We start from the raw sequence: 17,077 nt of genomic DNA on the forward strand, positions 1-17,077 counted from the left end.
CAACAGGTCTTGCACGGCGGTTGCCGTGTTAGGTGCGATTAATATTCGCCCGTTTCGTTGAGCGTCCGATTGAGCGCTTCAGGTCCTTCCATCGCGGCCATCGCAATCTCGCGCATCCACTTTCGCCAGATGATGTCGGGCTTGTCCGCAGGCACGGAAACCTCGTCACGGGATTCGCCGATAGCACGCGGACGGTGAGACGCGACGAGCGGCAAGTCTTCCGTCAGCACGATCGACTGCAACGCCAGATGCTCCTGCTCCGACGATCCGTCCGTCGAATGGCACGTGTACCAATAGCTCCGACAGTTCTCGGCGTCGATCGGAGTCGCGTGCATGAAGATCTGCGTGTCCCTCGTTTCCGACCATTTGAAGAACAGAAGAACCGTGAACGGCATATGAACGTGATACGTGCCCGGGCCGAGCATCTTCGAGTCCGGACCCGTCGGCGGACCGTACGTGGCGTCTCCCGCGTTGAAGGCAAGGAAGGTGTCCACCTGGAATTCCAGACGCTTTTTGTGCTGCGTGACGGGATAGGGCCTGAAACGCGTGTGCGGAGGACCGCCGAGCGTTCCCTGATGCCCGTAAGCGAAGTGCGTGACATCGGTGAAGTTTCCAATCCGACGTCCGGCCGACGCGGGCCAAAGATACGGCTCGCCGAGATGGCATGTCATCTCGCTCGAATCCCACGCAGGGAAATGCGGAATCGTCGTATCCGCCCCGCCTTTCATGCGTACCCAAATGAGATCGTACTTGACTTCGCATTCGTACTCTTTCAGCTTCGCACGGGCCGGGATCGCATCGCCTTCTTGCTGCGACGGAATATCCGTGCATTTCCCCGCCTGGTTGTAGCACCAGCCGTGGTAGCGGCAGCGAAGCTGATCGCCTTCGATCCATCCCAGGCCGAGCGACGCACCGCGATGCGCGCACTTGTCATCGAACGCACAGATGCGGCCACCCAGATCCACGAGCACGATGCGTTCGCCCAGCAGCATCGTGGTCATCGGACCTTTGGCGCCGTGCGTATGGGACCGGAATTCCTTGACAGTCGCCGCGACGTGCCAGAAGTACTTCCACGTTTCGGCTGTCGAACCGAGGTCGTAAGCGACGTCAGGCTTGCTCAGCGGAACGAGCGTTTTGTACTCCGGCGGCTTGCACGGACTGCCGGGATCGATCATGTCGGATGATGTGATCCACTCCGGCGGATGATACGAGAGATTTGCATGCAACCAGTTCTGCGCCATTCTTGTCTCCCAGATGTTCTAGTACAGGTCCACTTCCTTATCGTTCTCGAATAGAGCAATACATTGCGTCGGGCAGCTTCGCGCAGCCTTGACGAGCTGATGAAGCGGGCACGCGCCCGCCTCGGGCAATACGCCCGCAACGCCGGAATCGAGAAGTACGAAGGCTTGGGGCGCCAAACTCACGCACATTTTGGATCCACAGCAAATGGATTGATCCAGTTCTACTTTGATCACGAAAGTCTCCTGCACGGATTAGTCTTCGACTGTTAGTTCACGTTGAATACTCTCGACAGCAGCATCGAAGGGCGAGCGATACCTGCACCCGGCGCAGTCGATGATTGCATGATCGGCAGTCGACGCATCATCGAACAGAAGCAGTCGGTATTCGTTTCTTCTAGCGTTATGGGGTAGTCGACAAACCGTCTAGCGCTGTCCAACTGTACAGTTCCGGCGCCCCCGGCCGTCTTTCCATTTCGAGCGCCATCCGTCGATTGACAAAGACACGCTTAAACGATCTCCAGCGGCAGGCGCGAACTGACCGACGACAAGAGCCGGCTCGCAGTCGTTCCCGAGTGCGCCGCGACGAGATCCACGCTCACATGCTGCCCCCAAAGCTCGACTTCGCTTCCTACATGAACGCCTGGACAGGGATCGAGATCCACGACGATGGTGTCCATCGAAACTCTCTCCAGCACACGCGTCACGATGCCGTCGATTGCAACGGGTGTTCCGACCGCGGCGGTGTCCGGATAACCGTCCGCATATCCGCAGGCCACGACACCTATCTTGCGCGCCCCGCCCCAGCGACTTCCCGTAGTACTTGCCGACGCCACATCTCTGATGCAAACAACCTTGCTGACGAATCTCATGACCGGCAGAAAACCCCCGAGGGCCGAAGTTCCTGGCGCAGACGCGGGCGAAGCGCCGTATAAGATGACCCCCGCTCTCACCCAATCGGGCATCGCACGCGGTTGATCGATAATTTCAGCGGAGCCGCCATAACTTCTGTCGCCCTTCAAGCCCGAAACCGTTTCGCTAAACTCAATGACTTCGCGCTTTCTTTCGTCTTTCGTCGTGGCGTCAATGCGGCCATAAAGCGCTGTCGATCTGATTGCTTCGACTCGCTTTACCCGCTCGATGACGTCGCGCAGTTCGTTCGGATGGAACCCGAGAATACCGTTGCGGTTCGCCACAGTGACTTCGATATAAATCGGCTTGGCGAATCTCGCTAGCTCCAGGAGACGCAATTGTTCCTCGGTCTGAACGGCCAGCGTCAGCGTGTGTTCCTCGACTGCGTAGAGGTCGCTTCGGTTGTATGTCCCGTCGACGATCAGCACCGGTCCTTGCCAGCCTGTCTTCCTAAGCTCGACGCCCTGCTCCACGTCACAGACGGCGAATCCAGTGGTCGTGCGAAGGTGCGGAAGAACGACGTCGATCCGATGACCATACGCATTCGCCTTCACGAGCGCCCAGGTTTTCGAATGAGGCGCGAGGCGACGGATAAGTGCAAGGTTGTGATGCAACGCACTTGTATCGATCTTCAGCCCGGTTGGACGCGGCATAGTTCGTCTCCAGATTTCCAGAGTCATTTCGCCGTCGAGCGATCCAGATCCTTCGACGGCGATGAAACGTCAATGTAACGACGACCAGCGCGGGAGCCCCGATACAGTTCGATACCCATATGCCTCAGCGTTCAGTTGCGATGCAACATGCCGTATTGGTCCAGATTCCAGCATGAGCAATGTCCGCATGCGTTATTGTGATTCGGTATCCTTAGTTATCAAAGCCGGACGGCGATCTAAGCCGTTAATCCAGGATTGAAGACCTCGCCCTTTCGATCCGTTCAGGAATTCGGAGCTATACGGTTTCTTGACACATGCACCGACTGCCCATGTTGCTCCGAATTTTGGCGGTCCACTCTACAGGAACGAGGTCGGGACAAGACCTATCAAAAATCAAAGGGCCGTGACCCAAGGTCCAGCAACGTCGGAAGGTTTAGCGCAAATGCGCGCAACGCTCCGACAGGAGGACAATCCGAAAATCGATGGGAAGAGTGAAAGATGGCGAAGAGGAACACGAGATTCGACGCGAGTTTCAAGCGGGAAGTGGCCCGGATGGTTCGAGACCAGAGGCTATCGGTCAGCGAAGTGTGCCGGTCGATGAACCTGGTCGAGGCAGCCGTGCGGCGTTGGGTCGCCCAATACGATGGGAAGCCCGCTCGCGATCCGGGCGAGAATGAGTCGTTCACGGAGGAACAGCAGCGCATCCGGCAACTGGAAGCGGAAAACCGGCAACTGCGCGAAGACAACGTACTCTTGAAGAGAGCGTCGGCCATCCTCGCGCGGGAACTCGAATGACTTCGGCGTGGTGAATCAGTGGCCGACAGAACGCCGAATCAGATCATTCACGCCTGTTTCAAGATCCGCCGCAACACGCGCTCCTCCAGCGCGGACGCTTCCGCCGATGCCTGCCTGCGAGGCCGTGCAAGCGGCACTGATTGATCCAGCGCAATGCGCCCTTCCTCGATCAACAGAATGCGATCGCCGAGCACCACGGCTTCATGCACGTCGTGCGTGACCAGCAATGCGGTGAAGCGATGCTCGCGCCATAGCCGTTCGATCAGCGCATGCATTTCAATGCGCGTGAGCGCATCGAGCGCGCCGAGCGGTTCATCGAGCAGCAGCAGTTGCGGCCTATGCACCAGCGCCCGCGCCAGCGCCACGCGCTGTCTTTGTCCGCCCGACAATTGCGACGGCCAGTCGTTTTCGCGCTCCAGCAGCCCGACTTCGTTGAGCACCGCGCGAGCCTGATCGCGTGCGCCGCGTTTCAATCCGAGCATGACGTTCTGCAGCACGGTCTTCCACGGCAAGAGGCGTGCGTCCTGAAACATGATGCGCGTATCGAGCGTCGCGCCATTGCCCGCGCGCTTGATCAATGCGCCGCCGGTCGGCGTTTCCAGTTCGGCGATAAGGCGCAGCAGCGTCGACTTTCCACATCCGCTGCGCCCGACGATCGTGACGAAACTGCCCTGTTCGATCGACAAATCTAGCGCCGACAATACCGTACGGTCTCCGAATCGTTTTTCGACGCCACGCAATTCGACGGCCACGTCGACTGCAGTGCGCGCATGCGGTTGTGCGCGCTCGACCGCGAAGCGCTCTTCCATCCTCAACGAAACAGATGCGGTCGCGCTCATGCCTTTCCTCCTCGTTGATACGCGGGATGCCAGCGCAGCGCCACGCGTTCTAATGCTTTCGCGAGCACATCCGCGAGCTTGCCGAGCACCGCGTAAAGCAGAATGCCCACGACGACGACATCGGTTTGCAGGAACTCGCGCGCGTTCATCGTCATATAGCCGATGCCCGATTGCGCGGAAATCGTTTCGGCCACGATCAGCATCACCCACATGAGGCCGAGCGCGAAACGCACGCCGACCAGAATGGAAGGCAACGCGCCCGGCAGAATCACATCGCGATACAACGCGAAGCCCTTCACGCCATAACTGCGCGCCATTTCGATGAGGTTCGCATCGACCGAACGAATGCCGTGAAACGTGTTGACGTAGACCGGAAAGAACACACCCAGCGCAACCAGAAAGATCTTCGCTTCTTCCTCGATACCGAACCACAGGATCACGAGCGGAATCATGGCGAGCGCGGGAATGTTGCGGATCATCTGCACGGTGGAATCGAGCGCGACTTCGAACGGCCGAAAGAGTCCCGTCCAAAGTCCGAGCACGAGCCCCACGCCGCCGCCGATTGCAAGCCCGAGCAGCGCGCGCCACGCGCTGACCTTCACGTTGGCCCACATATCGCCGGACTGAACGAGCGCCCACGCCGATTTGACGACGGCAAGCGGCTCCGGCAACACGCGCGTGGACAGCACGCCCGAGCGCGCGGCGTATTCCCAGAGCAGCAGAATCGCAACCGGCACGAGCCACGGCGCGATGGCCGCGCCCACGCGCCTGAACACCGGACCCGCGCTGCGTTTGACCGGCTGCGTCGCGGGTATCGTTTGAGTGAGGGCATCGGCCATGCTGCTAGTTCCTTCGATGATGTGACACGTTCACGATCAGCTCTGGCTCGCGTTCGGCAGATAGCTATTGCCGACGATCTCACCGAAGGGTCCCGACAGCGGCCCCGAACGCTTCTCCACTTGCGCGCCGCGTTCGCCGAGCAGTGGGAACACGAGTTCGGCGAAACGGTACGACTCTTCCAGGTGCGGATAGCCGGACAGAATGAACGTCTCGATGCCGAGGTCCGCGTATTCCTTCATGCGCGCCGCCACTTGTTCCGGATTCCCAACTAATGCCGTTCCCGCGCCGCCGCGCACGAGCCCCACGCCGGCCCACAGGTTGGGATAGATTTCGAGCGTCTCGCGGCCGCCGCGCTTGCCGCCGTGCAGTTGAGCCATGCGCCGCTGGCCTTCGGAATCCATCTTGGAGAACGCAGCTTGCGCACGCGCGACGGTTTCATCGTCGAGATGGCTGATGAGCGCGTCCGCTGCCGCCCATGCTTCGTCCTCGGTTTCACGCACGATCACATGCAGACGAATGCCGAAGCGTATCTTGCGGCCCTGCGCTTCGGCGCGGCTGCGGATATCGTCGAGCTTCTTCTTCACGGCTTCGGGCGGTTCGCCCCACGTGAGATACGTGTCGATGTGCGTCGCGGCGATATCGTGCGCCGCCGCCGACGATCCGCCGAACCACAGCGGCGGATGCGGCGTCTGCACCGGCGGATACAGCGCCTTGCCGCCCTTCGATTGCAGATGCTTGCCGTCGAAGTCGATCGCTTCGTTCGTATGCGATGCGCTCAGCAGATTGCGCCAGATATGCAGGAATTCATCGGTAATTTCATAGCGCGTGTCGTGATCGACGAAGACGCCATCGCCTTCCAGCTCGGCCGGATCGCCGCCCGTCACGACATTGATAAGCAGGCGTCCGTCCGAAAGACGGTCGAACGTTGCGGCCATGCGTGCGGCGAGTCCCGGCGAGGAAAGACCCGGACGTATCGCGACGAGGAACTTCAGCTTCTTCGTGGCCGCGATGAGGCTCGATGCAACCACCCATGCGTCCTCGCACGAACGTCCCGTGGGCAGCAGCACGCCCTGATAGCCGAGCGTATCGGCGGCAACTGCGATCTGCTGAAAATACGAGAGGTCAGCGGCGCGCGCCCCTTTCGACGTGCCCAGATAACGGCTGTCTCCGTGTGTCGGGATGAACCAGAACACATTCATGCGCTACTCCTCTTTGCCTTTCACAAGTATTGTCGATGCCGTCGAAGACGAGTAAGCCAGTTTAAGTACGCGATTCACGGCTGCGAACAATGGAATTCAGCTTTCCATTTCTGCTTTGGTGCTTTGGAAGCGGTCGCGTCTCGCTCATTACCATGACGATGATTTGCTTAGATGCAAACGTCATTTCACGGCGCTTTCATGCTTCGCTAGCATGGCAAGCCGGGCCGCGATGACACGCGACGCGCATGAGCTATGCGGCCTCTGAATCCATATGACGGAGGCTTTTCATCATGAAACACACCACATTGCAAAGCCGCCGACTCTTTCTGGCCGCACTTGCCGGAACGCTTGGCACAGCGGCGCTGCCATCCTGGGCCAAGTTTGAGAACGACCGCTTCAGAATCGGTTATCAAAAGGCGGCGAGCACGCTCGTGCTGCTCAAGGCGAACGGCACGCTCGAAAAGCAGCTCGCACCGCTAGGCGTGAAAGTGAGTTGGACCGAATTTCCCGCGGGTCCGCAATTGCTCGAAGGATTGAATGTCGGTGCGATCGACTTCGGTTATGTCGGCGAAGCGCCGCCGGTCTTCGCGCAAGCGGCAGGCGCGGACTTCGTCTATACCGCGTATGAAATCCCGACGCCGCGCGCCGAAGGCGTGATCGTCGCGCAAGACTCGCCCATCAAGAGCGTCGCGGATTTGAAGGGCAAGAAAGTCGCCTTCAACAAGGGATCGGATGTGCACTGGTTCATCGTCGCGCTGTTGCGCAAGCATGGTCTCGAGTACACGGACATTCATCCCGTGTTCCTCGCGCCCGCCGATGCGCGCGCCGCGCTTGAACGCCAGTCCGTCGATGCATGGGCCATCTGGGATCCGTTCCTCGCGGCAGTGCGTGCGCAAAGCAATGCACGGTTGATCGCGGATGCCGAGGGCGTCGCGAGTCATCATCAGTTCTTTCTAAGCCAACGCGAATTCGCGCAGAAGCGCAAGGACGTGATCGCCATCGCGATGGATGCGCTCGGCAAGCAAGGGCAATGGGTCAGGCAGAATACGGCGGAAGCGGCCGCGCAGCTCGCGCCGATTCAGGGTCTCGATGCCGCGATCATCAAGGCGGGGCTCGCGCATTACGAACATGTGTATCGCCCGATCGATGCGCCCGTGCTCGAACAGCAGCAGCGCATCGCGGATGCGTTCTATGACCTCAAGCTGATCCCGCGCAAGATCGTGACGAAGGACGCGGCTTTGGCCTAACGCGTGGACGTGCTGGCGCGTAGCGCGATTACATCGACGATGAACGCCACGCCCAGCGCCGCCGCGCCGATTGCAAAGAGCAGCCGGTAGTCGCCGCCGCTCTTCGAGAACAGGAACGACAGCCCGTATGCGGATGCCGCCTGCATCACGGCGAAGCTCGTCGTCGCGGTGCGCCATGCGCGCTTCTGCGCGGCGGGATGATGCGCGAGCAGTTCGTTCGCGCGGCCGAGCACGAGCGGCACGATGCCCGGCGTGAACGCGCCGACCACGACGCTCGATATCATCAGCAACGCCGCATTCGATGAAAGCACCGGCAACACGACCGCCGCGAGCTGAAGCAGCAACGCGACACGCAATGCACGGCCGAAGCCGGCACGATCCGCGAGATGCCCGCTCAGGAGCGGACCGGCTATCGCGCCGAGACCGTAGAGCACCCAGTAATACGCGCCCGCATCGACGCCACGGCCGAGACCGCGCGCGACGTAATCGACGAGAAAGATCATGTGCGGCACGAGACCGACCGCGTTTAGCCCGTACTCCGCGAAGAGCGCGCGCAATGCGGGCGTCGGCGCAGGCTTCGTGTGCGGATGATCGCTCGTATGCGATAACGGCGCTTCGTGCGGCGGCCATCCGTTCCACGCGACGATCGTCAGCACGAGCGATACCGCCGCGAGCCCGAGCCATGTCTCGTGAAGCCCCTGACGCAGGAGCAGCGGCACGATGGTCCCCGATGCCGCGATGCCGAGCCCGACGCCCGTGAAGATCGCGCCGCCCGCGAAACCGCGTCGCGATGGCGCGACGTGCGCGAGGATGGTCGGTGCGGCGAGCACCATCAGCGCGCCGCCGGAGATGCCCGATGCAAGCCGCCACGCGAAGAACCACGCGAACGAAACGGGATACGCGCACGCGACGAAGGCGATGGTGGCGAGCAGCATCATCGCGCGAAGGACGTTTGCCGCGCGCGCGTGACGCACGAGCGCGCCCGCCGTGAGCGCGCCGACGAGATAGCCGCCGAGATTGGCGGCGCCGAGATAAGCGGCCGTCGATGCGGGGAACCAGTGCGCGCCGATGATCGCGGGCAAGAGCGGCGTGTACGCGAAACGTGCAAGCCCGATGCCGACGAGACTCGCGCTCGCGCCCGCCAGCACGCCGCGCCATATCTGGAATGACGCGCCTTTCGTTTGATTCGAGACTGCGTGTTGCATGGCGCCTCCGTGGGGATGCACGCAGTTTATAGGCGCGCGAATCGCGAGAGAATCCGCGCGTGACGAAAGAGATTCTTCCGCTAGGCGAACGAGTGCTTGCGCGGATCGAGATGCAATCGCTTGAACTCGCGGCGCAAGCGCGGCGTGGCGAAATCGACGAACGCGCGCACTTTCGGCACCGCGAGCCGTCCTTCGGGCGTCAGCAGATGAACCGGCAGCGGCGCGTGCTCGCTATCGGGCAGCACGATGCGCAGCGTCGCTTCCTTCACTTCCTTCGCGACGTGATACGAAAAGAGCCGCGTCACGCCCTGTCCATCGACGGCGGCAGCCACCGCCGCGTGCACGGTATTCACGATGATGCGCGGCGCGAACTGCACGACTTGCGGGATCGCCGATCCGCCCGATGCCGGGAAACTCCATGAATCGAGGCCGAAATGCGTCATCGAGATGATGCGATGCTGCGCCAGATCGGCGGGCGTCTCGATCTGCGGATGCGCGTCCAGGTAGCCCGGCGACGCTGCCACGACGCGCCGCACTTCGCCCACCGGAATCGCGATGAGCGTCGAATCGGCGAGATGCGCGATGCGCAGCGCGATATCGATGCCTTCATCGATCAGGCTGACGGGCCGGTCGAGCAACTGGAGGCGCACCGAAACGGCGGGAAAGCGGGCGAGGAAGGCGTCGAGCATCGGCGCGAGCAGCGCTTCGCCGGCGGCGACGGGCGCGGTGATCGTCAGAAGACCGCGCGGCGCGGAGCGTTCATGCGCGACGAGAAGGTCCGCCTCTTCGAGATCGGTGAGAATGCGGCGGCACGCGGACGCATAGCGCTCGCCCGCTTCGCTCAGCTTGATGGTGCGCGTCGTGCGATGCAGAAGCGCGGTGCCCGTGTGCGCTTCGAGAAAAGCGATCGCGCGGCTGACCGCTGCGGGCGAACGTCCGAGCCGCCGTCCCGCGCCCGCGAGACTGCCTTCGTCGAGGATAGCGATGAAGACTTTCATCGCGTCGATTCGGTCCATGTCGATGAGTGCAGTTCGATTGAGTGAGTTCGCCCGGCGCGGCACGCTCGCCGTATTGATCTTCGGAATATACAGGAGGCTTTATTTCGCCCGTTATCGCTGTGGATAGCGCGATTCCCCGCAGCATGCACGTGCCAATGCAATGTACGATGCATCACCCATTGCGCATTCAAGGAGCACGCATCTCATGTCGTCCACTCACGCGATCGCAGCAAGAACCTTCGTCCTCGTTCATGGCGCATGGCATGGCGGATGGTGCTGGCGCTTCGTCGCGGACCGGCTCACGGCGCGCGGGCATCGCGTGTTCGCGCCTTCGCTGACCGGGCTCGGCGACCGGCGTCATTTGCTCGCGGCGGCAACATCGCTCGATGTGCCGATAGCGGACATCGAGAATCTGATCGAGTCGGAAGAACTGAGCGATGTCGTGCTCGTCGGCCATAGCTTCGGCGGGCTGGTGGCATCGGGCGTGGCGGACCGCAGGCCGGATGCCCTCCGCGCGCTCGTGTTTCTGGATAGCCTGCTCGTCGAAAATGGACAGGCCGCGTTCGATGTGCTGCCGGCAAGCGTCGTGAAAGAACGCATGGACTCGATGACGGCGAGCGGGCAGACGCTCGGGATGCCCGTCAATGGACTCGCGGGCACGGGCATACCGGACGATCATCCGCTTGCTGATTGGGTGCGTCGCAGGTTGACGCCGCATCCGGTGGCGACGTATCGCACGCCGCTGACGTTGAAGCATCCGCTTGGCAATGGCTTGCCGTGCACGTATGTGCATTGCGCGAATCCGTCTTATGAGACGCTCGCGGCGGTGCGCGAGCATGTCCGCGCGTTGCCGGGGTGGCAATGGGAAGCGATCGATACCGGGCACGACGCGATGGTGCTCGCGCCGGATCTGCTGGTGGAAGTGCTGGAGCGGCTGGCGGGGTAAGGGTTACTGCGGCCGGCCTGCGTCGATCCACGCCTGCGTGACGGCGAACGTCAGCCGGTATCGGGCGGCGCAGTCCGCTCTACGCCGCCACCCTCTCCCCAAACGTCTTCGGCACGCCCGCCCGCGCGATGGCCCCGCTGAACGGTTCCCCGGGCAGCCATTCAGCAAGCGTCGCCCGCATCGCCAGCAGCTTGTCCAGATCGATCCCCGTCCTGAGCCCTTCGGCCTCCAGCAAGAACACCGTGTCCTCGGTATTGATGTTCCCCGTGGCATTCGGCGCGAACGGACACCCGCCCAGACCGCCGAGCGATGAATCGAACGCGCGCACGCCAGCATCGAGCGCGGCGAACACATTGGCAAGCCCGAGGCCGCGCGTATCGTGGAAATGACACGCCACCGGCACCGCGCCCGCCAGCGCGCACACCTTGCGCATCAACGCGCGCACCTGCCCGGGATTCGCATAGCCGACCGTATCCGCGACGGTGATCTCGTCCGCGCCCGCCTCGATCAGCGTCTCGACAAGGCCGAGCACGATGCGCTCCTCTACCTTCCCCGAAATCGTGCAGCCGAACGCGGTCGCCACGCCCGCACCGAGCACGACCGGCTTCGCGCGCTCGTCCCGCTCCGCGACGATGCGCCCGAAGTCCGCCACCGACTCCGCCGTGCTGCGCCGCACGTTCTTGAGATTGTGCGCATCGCTCGCCGAGAGCACGTAATGCACTTGCGCGACGCCCACATCGAACGCACGCTGCGCGCCCTTCAGATTCGGCACGAGCGCCGCCGCATGCAGGCCGTCTATCGCGAGCGCGCCGCGCGCCACGTCGACCGCATCGGCGAATTGCGGCACGATCTTCGGCGGCACGAACGACGTGACCTCGATCTCGCGCACGCCCGCATCCACCATGCGGCGGCACCATTCGAGCTTCTGCCCGGTCGTGAGGATGGTGCCGACCATCTGCAGGCCATCGCGCAACCCCACTTCGCGCACACGGACAGCGGGCGTGCCAATTACTGCGTCATTCATCTCGATGTTCCTCTCAAAGCGTCGCATCCGCGACAGTCGCGCCGCCTTCCGCGCGGCCGTCTTCCTTCGCCATCGCCGCCGACGTCGACGGCGCGAACTTCACCGCCGCGATCGCGCCGAGCACCATCAGGAGCGCAATCGCGCCGAGGCCGCCGACCATGCTGTTCGTGAGCGTCTTGATCGAGCCGATGATCATCGGGCTCACGAAGCCGCCGAGCAGGCCGAGGCAGTTGATCATCGCCACGCCGCCCGCCGCGCCGCTGCCGCGGATGTAGTCGGTCGAGATCGCCCAGATCAGCGGATTCGGCGCGAGAATGCCGGCGGTCGCAACAGAAAGCGCGGCGAGCGACAGCGCCAGATTGCCCGTCGTGAACGCGGCGACGACAAGGCCCGCCGCGCCGCAAATCATCGCGAGGGCGCAATGCCAGCGGCGCTCCATCGTGCGGTCCGAATGACGGTTCAGCGTGATGAGCGCGATCCAGCTCACGAAGTACGGAATCGCCGAATAGCAGCCGATGGCAAGCGAACTCGTCACGCCCGCGCTCTTGATGAGCGTCGGCAGCCAGAAGCCGATCGCGAACACGCCCGCGATCTGCGTGAACCACACGAAGCCCATCACGTAGACGCGGAAATCGCGCAGCGCGCGGCCGAACGTATGCTCGGTGTGCGTCGCGGAAACGCTCGACGTCTTGCGAATATCGCGCAGCACGATGTTCTTTTCCGCCTGCGTCAGCCACTTCGCCTGCTCGGGGCCGTCCTGCAGATAGAAATACGCCATCACGCCGAGCACGCTCGCCGGCAGCCCTTGCACGATGAACATCCACTGCCAGCCGTGCAGTCCGCCATAGCCGTTGAAGTACGTCATCAGCGCGCCGGAAAGCGGCCCGCCGAAGAGACCGGCAATGCCTGTCGCGCATGTGAAGATCGCGATGACTTTCGCGCGCCGCTCGACCGGATACCAGCGCGTGAGATAGAAAATCACGCCGGGATACAGCCCCGCTTCGGCGAGGCCGAGGAAGAAGCGCACGGTGTACAGATGCGATGGCAGCGTGACGAACGCCGTCCCCGCCGCGATCAGGCCCCACAGGATCATGATGCGCGAGAACGTGCGCTTCACGCCGATGCGCGCGAGCAGCAGATTGCTCGGCACTTCCATCAGCACGTAGCCGAGAAAGAAGATGCCCGCGCCGACGCTATAGGTGAGATCGCTGAAGCCGACATCGTGCTTCATGTCGAGCTGTGCAATGCCGATGTTGATGCGGTCCAGAAACGCGAACACGTAGCACAGGAACAGGAACGGGATCAGCCTGCGCGTGATCTTGCCGTAGGTCCGCTCCGCGTCGGGCGCGTCGAAACTGCCAGGGTTGGGGGTCATGTCTGTCTCCTCCGGTGAGTCCGGGTGTCGTGCCGGCCGGTCGATGCCGGCCGGTGCTTTGCTGCTCGTCTACTGCTTTCGCCGTTTTTCAGCGGCCCCTGAACGCGGGCTGACGCTTCTCGTTGTACGCGCTGATGCCTTCCTGTCTGTCCGATGTCGGAATCAGGCGGTTGTACGCTTCGATTTCCACATAGAGACCCGTGCGCAGGTCGCCCTGAATGCCGAGGTCGATCGCCTTCTTCGCCTGCGCCACCGAAAGCGGCGCGCTCGTGCAGATGTCGCGCGCGGCTTCGATCGCATCGGCGAGCACGCGGCCGCGTTCGCACAGGCGATTGACGACGCCCCACGCGAGCGCTTCATCGGCGGTAAAACGTGCGCCGCGGAAGATCAGCTCCTTCGCGCGTCGCGTGCCGATGGTGCGCGGCAACTGCTGCGTGCCGCCGCCGCCCGGCATGATGCCGCGCTTGACTTCGGTAAAGCCGAAGACCGCATCCTTCGCGGCGTACGCGAAGTCGCATGCGAGCAGCAGTTCCAGCCCGCCCGCCACCGCCGATCCGTTCGCCGCGCAGATCAGCGGCAGCGGGCAATACGTGATCGCGCGGTTCATGCGCTCGAAGAGGTAGTGCTGCACGCCGAAGTCTTCGTCGGTCATGCCTTCGCGCTGCTTCAGATCCGCGCCGCCGCAGAACGCGTGATCGCCCGCGCCCGTCAGGATCACGCAGCGATACAGCGACGGGTCCGCCTCCAGCGCGCCGAACACGCGGATGATTTCGTGGCCCATCGTCGTGCTGATCGCATTCGATACCGCCGGACGGTTGAGCGTCACGACCAGAATCTGCTGATCGATTTCTTCGAGTTGCAGCGTTTCGAGCGGCGCTTGGCCGAGGTGCTTTGCCAGTTTCAAGGTGTCTCCAGTGGCGTCTTGGCCAGCAGATGATTGTGTTCGCCGAGCTTCGGCGTGCGGCCGACCTGCGCGGGCCGCGCGCCGCCGAACGAAATGGGCACGCCGACGACCGTGGCCGCGCCGTCGTCGGTGATGCGCAAAAGATCGAGCGCCTTCGTCTGTTCGTGCGCGACGACCTGATCGATGGTTTGCAGCGGCCCGCTCGGAATGCCGGCGGCATCGAGCGCGGCGAGCCAGTGCGCGCTGCCTGCCTTCGCGAATTCCGCATGCAGCAGTTCGATCAGCTCGACGCGGTTCTGCACGCGTGCGCCGTTGGTGGCGAAACGCGCATCGGCGGCGAGCGCGGGAACCGCGAGCACATCGCACAGGCGGCGGAACAGGCGGTCGTTGCCGGCCGCGACCATGATCGTGCCGTCCGCGCATTCGAACGCCTGATGCGGCACGATCGCGGCGGTGCCGGAGCCCCATCGCCCCGGCAGCACGCCCGATGCAAGGTAGTCAGCGATCTGAATGCCCGCCCAGCTGATCGCCGTTTCGTAGAGCGATACGGAGACGACTTCGCCCTCGCCCGTCGCCTGACGGCGAAACAGCGCGGCCAGCACGCCGATGGCGGCCCACAGTCCCGTGCCCATGTCGTTCACGGAAACGGGGATGCGGCTCGGCGGCTCGCCCGGCTGCCCGAGAAAGCTCATGAGGCCGGAAAGCGCCTGCACGAGCGGATCGTAGCCGGGCTTGTCGCGCAGCGGCCCGGCCGTGCCGAACGCGCCGAGATTGCAGTACACGAGCGACGGCTTCATGCGCAGCATGTCGTCGGCGCCGAGACCGTACTTTTCGGTGCCGCCCGCCTTCAGATTCTGCAACACGACATCGGCGCGGCTGCGGATGAGTTCGCGCAGCGCATCGGCTTCATCCGCATTCGAGAGCGACATCGCGATGCTCGACTTGCCGTGATTCACCGCATGAAAGAGCGCCGCCGCGCCGTCGATGAACGGCGGGCCCCAGTCGCGCGCATAGTCGCCGCCTTCCGCGCTTTCTATCTTGATGACCGTCGCGCCGAGCGAGCCGAGGATCATGCCCGCATACGGCGCGGCGAGGCTGTGGCCGATCTCGACCACGCACACGCCTTCGAGCGGCAACGGCTTGGGCATGTCGTCGCGCGTGCTCATTCGGCTGTCACCGCGAGCGCGGCTTCTTCGTGCGACACGGTCTCGCCGTGGCCGTAGAAGCGGCGCGCGGCTTCCTCGCTGATGTAGCCATCGGCGATATCGGCTTCGACGCGTGCGCGTTCGCGCGTCGCCGGGTCGCCATAACCGCCGCTGCCCGCGGGCTGCACGGTCACGCGGTCGCCGCGATACACCACCGTCTGCCCGCCCTTCGCGGCCACTTTCTGCTCGCTGCCGTCCGCGCGCTGCACAGAGCACAGAAAGCGCGTGCCGGGCAATCCGCCGAAGTGGCCTTCGGGCGCGGACCGTCCGCGTTCGCCGGAGACCGTGAACGTGGCTTCGTCGTATTCCACGCGATACACGCGCCGCGACGTGAGACCGCCGCGCCTGCGTCCCGCGCCGCCGCTATCGGTGACGAGCGACCATTCCTCGACCACGAGCGGCGACGTCGCTTCGATCATCTCGATGGACTGGCTGCCCGCGTTGCCCACATACACGCGCACGCCGCTCACGCCGTCCTTCTCGGCGCGCGCGCCCATGCCGCCCGCGTGGACATCGTGCATGGTGACGAACGCCTGGCCCGTTTGCGCGACGCGCGTGGCATCCGTATCGCGTCCGCTGAAAATGCCTGCACACGACGCGCAGTTGCTCTGCCCCGTGATGCGTTCCGGCACGGCGGGCGCGAGCGCCTTCAGCAACAGATCGATCACGCGCGGCGAAGTCTCGGTATTGCCCGACACGACGGAGGCCGGATACTGGCAATTCAGCACGCTGCCTTCGGGCGCGATGATCGTGACCGGCCGATAGCAGCCCTGGTTGATCTGAATGGCCGGATCGGTCAGCGCCTTCACGGTGAACCACGTGCTGTTGCAGGTGACCGACAGCGGACAGTTGATCCCGCCGCGCACTTGCGCGCCGGTGCCGGTGTAATCGAACGTGATGTGATCGCCTTCTACCGTCACCTTCACTTTCAGCAGTGGACGCTCCTGCTTCCAGCCCGGCGCTTCGATGGGATCGAGATACTCTTCCGCTTCGTACACGCCATCCGGAATGCGGGCGATCTCCGCGCGAATCAGCTTCTCCGAATGATCGAGGCTCTGCGCCATGACTTCGGCGAGCGCCTCCGCGCCGTACTTCGCGACGAGTTCGCCGATGCGCCGGTCGCCCACGAACGTGCCCGCGTATTGCGCCTGAATGTCGAGCAGGAGTTCGTGCGCGTTGCGGCTGTTCTTCGTGAGCAGGTTCAGCATGTCCTTCACCGGCTCGTCGTTGCGATACAGCAGCACCGGCGGAATGCGGATGCCTTCGGCAAACACGTCCCACGTCGTCACGGTATAGCTGCCGGGCGATTGCCCGCCGATATCGGTCCAGTGGCCGCGCGTCATCACGAACGCGACTATCTTTCCGTCCGCGAAAACGGGCCGCGTGAACTGCACATCCGGCTGGTGATTGCCGCCGCCCACATACGCGTCGTTGCTGACGATGACATCGCCGGGGCGCAGGTTCTCGCGGCCCACGGCTTCCACGGAGACGCGCGTCGAGATGACGGCCGAGCCGAGCATCGTCGGGATGTCGTTGCCTTGCGCGACGAGCTGCATGTCGGCGTCGAAGATCGCGGCGGATGAATCGCCGCTTGCGTGCATCAGCGGGCTGCCCGCCGTGCGCATCATCGCGATCTTCATTTCACGCGCGACCGCGAAGAGACTGCTGCGAATGATTTCGTAGGTAACGATGTCCAT

At 63.3% G+C, this 17,077-nt stretch carries 16 protein-coding genes; 3 read left to right on the top strand and 13 right to left on the bottom strand.

Annotation, left to right across the window (positions count from 1 at the left end):
• Nucleotides 1-38: 38 nt before the first annotated feature.
• The 3 genes from AWB72_RS08540 to alr all read right to left on the bottom strand — a co-directional run bounded on the left by AWB72_RS08540 (nt 39) and on the right by alr (nt 2,803).
• The gene (locus AWB72_RS08540) at nt 39-1,241 is read right to left on the bottom strand and encodes a Rieske 2Fe-2S domain-containing protein (protein ID WP_052449893.1); all 1,203 of its coding nucleotides are present in this window, start codon (nt 1,239-1,241) and stop codon (nt 39-41) included.
• A gap of 18 nt (nt 1,242-1,259) precedes the next feature.
• On the bottom strand, nt 1,260-1,475 hold the full coding sequence (locus AWB72_RS08545; protein WP_143754598.1) for a ferredoxin: 216 nt from the start codon (nt 1,473-1,475) through the stop codon (nt 1,260-1,262).
• A gap of 272 nt (nt 1,476-1,747) precedes the next feature.
• Nucleotides 1,748-2,803 carry an alanine racemase gene (gene alr, locus AWB72_RS08550; RefSeq protein WP_040050848.1) on the bottom strand — a complete coding sequence of 352 codons (1,056 nt, stop codon included), beginning with the start codon at nt 2,801-2,803 and terminating at the stop codon, nt 1,748-1,750.
• Between the two features lie 498 nt (nt 2,804-3,301).
• Between alr and AWB72_RS08555 the strand changes: the two genes are divergently transcribed.
• Entirely contained in the window at nt 3,302-3,598 is a 297-nt protein-coding gene (locus tag AWB72_RS08555; protein WP_040050692.1) for an IS3 family transposase, read from the top strand.
• 47 nt (nt 3,599-3,645) lie between these two features.
• Here AWB72_RS08555 and AWB72_RS08560 read toward each other — a convergent pair whose 3' ends face one another.
• The 3 genes from AWB72_RS08560 to ssuD are packed head-to-tail and all read right to left on the bottom strand — an operon-like array spanning nt 3,646 to nt 6,476.
• Nucleotides 3,646-4,407 carry an ATP-binding cassette domain-containing protein gene (locus AWB72_RS08560; protein WP_040050693.1) on the bottom strand — a complete coding sequence of 254 codons (762 nt, stop codon included), beginning with the start codon at nt 4,405-4,407 and terminating at the stop codon, nt 3,646-3,648.
• A gap of 26 nt (nt 4,408-4,433) precedes the next feature.
• Nucleotides 4,434-5,276, bottom strand: a complete 843-nt coding sequence (ssuC, locus tag AWB72_RS08565; protein ID WP_087128003.1) for an aliphatic sulfonate ABC transporter permease SsuC — start codon at nt 5,274-5,276, stop codon at nt 4,434-4,436.
• Between the two features lie 36 nt (nt 5,277-5,312).
• Entirely contained in the window at nt 5,313-6,476 is a 1,164-nt protein-coding gene (gene ssuD, locus AWB72_RS08570; RefSeq protein ID WP_040050695.1) for an FMNH2-dependent alkanesulfonate monooxygenase, read from the bottom strand.
• A 290-nt stretch (nt 6,477-6,766) separates the two neighbouring features.
• Here ssuD and AWB72_RS08575 point away from each other — a divergent pair, with 290 nt between their 5' ends.
• The gene (locus tag AWB72_RS08575; protein ID WP_040050696.1) at nt 6,767-7,723 is read left to right on the top strand and encodes a sulfonate ABC transporter substrate-binding protein; all 957 of its coding nucleotides are present in this window, start codon (nt 6,767-6,769) and stop codon (nt 7,721-7,723) included.
• Here AWB72_RS08575 and AWB72_RS08580 read toward each other — a convergent pair.
• Nucleotides 7,720-8,928, bottom strand: coding sequence for a YbfB/YjiJ family MFS transporter (locus tag AWB72_RS08580; protein WP_040050697.1), 1,209 nt, complete (start codon nt 8,926-8,928; stop codon nt 7,720-7,722). The genes AWB72_RS08575 and AWB72_RS08580 overlap by 4 nt on opposite strands.
• 80 nt (nt 8,929-9,008) lie before the next feature.
• Nucleotides 9,009-9,944 (bottom strand): LysR family transcriptional regulator, encoded by a 936-nt coding sequence (locus tag AWB72_RS08585; RefSeq protein WP_040050698.1) that lies wholly within the window; start codon nt 9,942-9,944, stop codon nt 9,009-9,011.
• A 187-nt stretch (nt 9,945-10,131) separates the two neighbouring features.
• Here AWB72_RS08585 and AWB72_RS08590 point away from each other — a divergent pair, with 187 nt between their 5' ends.
• Nucleotides 10,132-10,872, top strand: a complete 741-nt coding sequence (locus AWB72_RS08590; RefSeq protein ID WP_040050699.1) for an alpha/beta fold hydrolase — start codon at nt 10,132-10,134, stop codon at nt 10,870-10,872.
• Nucleotides 10,873-10,951: 79 nt separating this feature from the next.
• Here AWB72_RS08590 and AWB72_RS08595 read toward each other — a convergent pair whose 3' ends face one another.
• From AWB72_RS08595 to AWB72_RS08615, 5 genes are all read right to left on the bottom strand, one after another.
• Complete coding sequence (locus tag AWB72_RS08595) at nt 10,952-11,896, bottom strand: hydroxymethylglutaryl-CoA lyase (RefSeq protein ID WP_052449896.1); 945 nt, start codon at nt 11,894-11,896, stop codon at nt 10,952-10,954.
• A 13-nt stretch (nt 11,897-11,909) separates the two neighbouring features.
• Nucleotides 11,910-13,271 (bottom strand): MFS transporter, encoded by a 1,362-nt coding sequence (locus AWB72_RS08600; RefSeq protein WP_040050700.1) that lies wholly within the window; start codon nt 13,269-13,271, stop codon nt 11,910-11,912.
• Nucleotides 13,272-13,359: 88 nt separating this feature from the next.
• Nucleotides 13,360-14,175 (bottom strand): enoyl-CoA hydratase-related protein, encoded by an 816-nt coding sequence (locus tag AWB72_RS08605; RefSeq protein WP_040050701.1) that lies wholly within the window; start codon nt 14,173-14,175, stop codon nt 13,360-13,362.
• Nucleotides 14,172-15,341 (bottom strand): CaiB/BaiF CoA transferase family protein, encoded by a 1,170-nt coding sequence (locus AWB72_RS08610; RefSeq protein ID WP_040050702.1) that lies wholly within the window; start codon nt 15,339-15,341, stop codon nt 14,172-14,174. Before AWB72_RS08610 ends, AWB72_RS08605 begins: the two co-directional genes overlap by 4 nt.
• Nucleotides 15,338-17,077: a hydantoinase B/oxoprolinase family protein gene (locus AWB72_RS08615; protein WP_040050703.1), complete on the bottom strand. Its 1,740-nt coding sequence runs from the start codon at nt 17,075-17,077 to the stop codon at nt 15,338-15,340. The genes AWB72_RS08610 and AWB72_RS08615 overlap by 4 nt, the downstream gene beginning before the upstream one ends.

The organism is Caballeronia concitans, assembly GCF_001544615.1.
Classification (GTDB): Bacteria; Pseudomonadota; Gammaproteobacteria; order Burkholderiales; family Burkholderiaceae; genus Caballeronia; species Caballeronia concitans.